5 protein-coding genes are annotated in these 4,639 nt (G+C 71.6%); all 5 read left to right on the forward strand.

Annotation, left to right across the window (positions count from 1 at the left end; translation table 11 throughout):
* Positions 1-804, forward strand: an 804-nt coding sequence (locus tag AOK15_RS25420; protein WP_055520682.1) for a TraR/DksA C4-type zinc finger protein, incomplete at its 5' end; no start/stop codon positions are given.
* An 81-nt stretch (positions 805-885) separates the two neighbouring features.
* Complete coding sequence (gene lspA / locus AOK15_RS25425; RefSeq protein WP_055520683.1) at positions 886-1,497, forward strand: signal peptidase II; 612 nt, start codon at positions 886-888, stop codon at positions 1,495-1,497.
* A 102-nt stretch (positions 1,498-1,599) separates the two neighbouring features.
* Positions 1,600-2,544, forward strand: coding sequence for an RluA family pseudouridine synthase (locus tag AOK15_RS25430; protein ID WP_055520684.1), 945 nt, complete (start codon positions 1,600-1,602; stop codon positions 2,542-2,544).
* Positions 2,545-2,615: 71 nt separating this feature from the next.
* Complete coding sequence (locus AOK15_RS25435; protein ID WP_055520685.1) at positions 2,616-3,032, forward strand: GNAT family N-acetyltransferase; 417 nt, start codon at positions 2,616-2,618, stop codon at positions 3,030-3,032.
* Positions 3,033-3,131: 99 nt separating this feature from the next.
* On the forward strand, positions 3,132-4,639 hold a 1,508-nt coding region (locus tag AOK15_RS25440; protein WP_055520686.1), incomplete at its 3' end, for a Na+/H+ antiporter.

Here is a 4,639-nt window from a genome sequence, read left to right on the forward strand (position 1 = left end):
GAGGGGAAGAAGGCCGAGGGCAAGCAGATCGAGGGGAAGAAGGCCGAGGGCGAGGAGACCGAGGCGCGGGGGACCACGGCCGAGAAGGCCGCGGTGAGGAAGACAGCGGCCCGGAAGGCCGCCGGGAAGGACGGTGCCGCCGAGCGGTCGGCGGCCGACAAGAGCACGGCCACCAGAGCCGTGGCCAAGAAGGGTGCCGCCGGGAAGACGGTGGCCACGAAGAGCAGCACATCCAAGAAGAGCACCGCCCGGAACACCTCCGCGACGAGGGAGGCAGAGAAGGCGGGCGCGGCCGAGGCCGCCGAGACGACGGGAGCCACGACGGTGGTTGCGAAGAACACTCCTGGTACGGCTACGGCGGCGAAGAAGCCCACCGCCGTCCCCAAGGCACGGCCCGCCGCGGCGGACCCCGGAGAACTGGCGGTACGGCCCGGTGAGGACCCCTGGAGCCCGGAGGAGGTCGCCGAGGCCCGTACCGAGCTGACGTCCGAGGCGATGCGGCTGCGGGCGGAGCTGGACGCCTCCGAGAAGTCGCTCACGGGTCTGATGCGGGACTCCGGCGACGGCGCGGGCGACGACCAGGCCGACACCGGCGCCAAGAACATCACGCGTGAGCACGAGATGGCGCTGGCCAACAACGCGCGCGAGATGCTCGACCAGACCGAGCGCGCCCTGGATCGGCTCGCCACGGGCACGTACGGACTCTGCGAGAGCTGCGGCAACCCGATCGGCAAGGCGCGCATGCAGGCCTTCCCGAGGGCCACGCTCTGCGTCGAGTGCAAGCAGAAGCAGGAACGGCGGTAGTGATCCCCGCCTGAGCCGCTGGTCCCCGGAGGTCGTGTCGTACCTTTGTCCTCAGTCAGGAACCTAGGTTGAGGGACTCACGTGGCAGAGGCGGAGCGCATCATCGGTACGCCGGACATCCCAGAGGCGGCGGGCACGGACCCGGAGCAGGCCGACAGCGGGAACGGCGCAGACGCGGCGCGTGCCGACGCGTCCGCGCGTCCGCGCGGCAAGCGCCGTATCGCCGTGCTGTTCGGGGTCGCCGCGCTGGCGTACGCGCTCGACCTGGTCAGCAAGATGATCGTGGTCGCGAAGCTGGAGCACCACGAGCCGATCGAGATCATCGGGGACTGGCTGAAGTTCGAGGCGATCCGCAACGCGGGCGCGGCCTTCGGCTTCGGCGAGGCATTCACGATCATCTTCACGATGATCGCGGCGATCGTGATCGTGGTGATCGCCCGGCTCGCGCGCAAGCTCTACAGCCTGCCCTGGGCGATCGCGCTCGGACTGCTGCTGGGAGGCGCGCTGGGCAACCTCACCGACCGGATCTTCCGCTCGCCGGGTGTCTTCGAGGGCGCGGTCGTCGACTTCATCGCGCCCAAGGGCTTCGCCGTGTTCAACCTGGCGGACTCGGCGATCGTGTGCGGCGGCATCCTGATCGTACTGCTGTCCTTCCGGGGGCTCGACCCGGACGGCACCGTCCACAAGGACTGAGCGCCCCGGCGCACGGTCCGAACGCCCCGGTCACGGCCGAGGGCGTGGGAGTTTTCCACAGGCGCGGTCGGGCGTGTCGTGGCGGTCCGGCATACTCGACGGGTGAGCACGCTTCCCGAGATCCGTACCCTGCCCGTGCCCGACGGCCTGGAGGGCGAGCGCGTCGACGCCGCCATCTCCCGCATGTTCGGCTTCTCCCGTACCAAGGCCGCGGAGCTCGCCGCCGCGGGGAAGGTGGCGGTCGACGGGTCGGTGGTCGGCAAATCGGAGCGGGTGCGCGGCGGGGCCTGGCTGGAGGTCGAGATGCCGCAGGCGCCCGTACCGGTGCAGGTGGTGGCCGAGCCGGTCGAGGGCATGGAGATCGTGCACGACGACGATGACGTGGTCGTGATCGTCAAGCCGGTCGGTGTGGCCGCCCACCCCAGCCCCGGCTGGTCCGGGCCGACCGTGATCGGCGGGCTCGCCGCCGCCGGGTACCGGATCTCGACGTCCGGTGCCGCCGAGCGCCAGGGCATCGTCCACCGGCTCGACGTGGGCACGTCGGGCCTGATGGTGGTCGCCAAGTCCGAGTACGCGTACACGTTCCTGAAGCGCCAGTTCAAGGAGCGGACCGTCGACAAGCGGTACCACGCGCTGGTCCAGGGCCACCCCGACCCGACGAGCGGCACCATCGACGCGCCCATCGGGCGGCACCCGAACCACGACTACAAGTGGGCGGTCATCGCCGAGGGCAAGCCGTCCGTCACGCACTACGACCTGGTGGAGGCGTTCCGCGCCGCCTCCCTGCTCGACATCAAGCTGGAGACCGGGCGCACGCACCAGATCCGCGTCCACATGTCCGCCCACCGGCACCCGTGCGTGGGCGACCTGACGTACGGGGCCGACCCGACGCTCGCCAAGCGGCTCGGGATCACCCGGCAGTGGCTGCACGCGGTCCGGCTCGGCTTCGAGCACCCCGGGGACGGCAGCTGGGTCGAGTTCGAGAGCGACTACCCGGCCGATCTGCAGAAGGCCCTCGACAAGGTGCGGGAGGAGACCTACGCGTGAGTGACGTGTCCGCGAGGCCGGAGCCGGTGGCGTACGCCGTGCGCGTGGCCGACGACCCCGCCGACCGCGCGATGTGCTTCGCGGTGCGCAAGGAGGTCTTCGTCGTCGAGCAGGGCGTGCCGGAGGACCTCGAGTACGACGCGTACGACGAGATGGCCGTGCATGTGCTCGCCGTGCGGGACGACGGGGTGCCGCTCGGCGCCGGTCGGTTGCTCCACGGGGCGGCCGCCGCCGGCAAGACCGGTGGGGAGCCGGGCGTCGGCTCCCTCGGGCGGCTGGCGGTCGTGCCGGCGGCCCGCGGGCTGGGTGTGGGCGTCGCGCTCGTACGGGCCGTCGAGGACGCGGCACGCGCGCGGGGCCTGACCGCGGTGCAGTTGGGCGCGCAGACGCATGCGCTGGGGTTCTACGAGCGGCTGGGGTACGAGGCGTACGGGCCGGAGTTCCCGGACGCGGGGATACCGCACCGGGCCATGCGGCGGTCGCTGTAGGGCTGAGGCCCGACGTCGGACGGAACGGGGCGGGATGTGGGGGCGTGGCACTCTGGGGGCTGTTGAGGTAATCGTCTAGACCTCGTCGGGGTGCTCAGCGTGGATCAGTTGGCCCTGTTGTTCGTCCTGTTGCTGGGGGCCGTGCTGAGCGTGCCGGTGGGGGAGCGGCTCGGGCTGCCCGCGCCGGTGCTGATGACGCTGCTGGGCATCTCCCTCGCCCTGCCGGGCTTCGTGCCCAACATCGACATCCCGCCGGAGTTCATCCTGCCCCTGGTACTGCCCCCGTTGCTGTACGCGGCGGTGCGGCGGACCTCCTGGCGGCAGTTCGCGGCCAACCGGCGGCCCATCTTCCTGCTGGCCGTGGCGCTGGTGTTCGTGACCACCGCCGCGGTGGCCGCCGTCGCCCAGGCGATCGTGCCCGGGCTGCCCATCGCCGCCGCCGTGGCGCTGGGCGCGCTGGTCGCACCGCCCGACCCGGTGGCGGCGACGGCCGTGGCCGGGCAACTCGGGCTGCCACGCAGACTGGTGTCGATCCTGGAGGGCGAGGGCCTCTTCAACGACGTGACCGCCATCGTGCTCTACCACGTGGCGATCGCGGCGGTCGTCAGCGGTTCCTTCTCACTGCCCCACGCCGCGCTCCAGTTGGTGCTCTCCGGTGTCGTGGCCGTCGCCGTGGGGCTCGCGCTCGGCTGGGCGGCCAACAAGCTGATGGACTTCCTCGACGACGCCACGCTGCAGATCGGCCTGACCCTCCTCGTGCCGTACGCGTCGTACGTGATGGCCGAGGAGCTGCACGGGTCCGGGGTGCTCGCCGTGCTCACCACCGCGCTGTTCCTCGCGGAGTACGCGCTCGGCGCCGACGACGTCATGACGCGGCTCGCCGGGCACACCGTCTGGGACGTCGTGGACACCATGGTCACGGGCGTCGCGTTCGGGTTGATCGGGCTGGAGCTGCACAACGCGGTCAGGACGGCGTCCGGGCGATGGGCCGACATGCTGGGCTGGGCGGCGGCGGTCGTGGCCGTCGTGGTCCTCGTACGGCTGCTGTGGCTGCTGCCGGCCACCTGGCTCGCGCGGCGGCTGCACGCGAAGCGCGACTACGACGAGGAGATCCCGATGTCGTGGCGCGAGACCGTGGTGATGTGGTGGTCGGGGATGAGGGGCGTGGCGTCCGTGGCGCTGGCGCTGGCGATCCCGCTGGAGACCTCGGACGGGGGGCCCTTTCCCGACCGGGACGAGATCGTGTTCATCGCGTTCGGCGTGATCATGGCGACGCTGGTGCTGCAAGGGCTGACGCTGCCGTGGCTCGTACGGCGGTTGGGGGTGCGGGCGGACGAGGGCGCCGAGAAGGAGTTCGAGAAGGCGCTGGCCGTGCGGGCCGCGAAGGCGGCGAAGCGGCGGCTGAAGGAGATCGAGGACGAGGAGGAACTCCCGGAGGAGATGGCCGAGCGGTTGCTGCGTCGGGCCTTCGAGATCGGGGTGCGGATCAGTCCCGACCTCGCGGAGGAGGAACGGCGGGAAGGGCACGAGCAACGGGTGCGGCGGCTGCGGAGGATGCGGCGGATCCAGGGGGAGATGCTGAGCGCCGCCCGGCACGAGGTGCTGGC

It is taken from the genome of Streptomyces ossamyceticus (assembly GCF_001418475.1).
In the GTDB taxonomy this organism is placed as follows: domain Bacteria; phylum Actinomycetota; class Actinomycetes; order Streptomycetales; family Streptomycetaceae; genus Streptomyces; species Streptomyces ossamyceticus.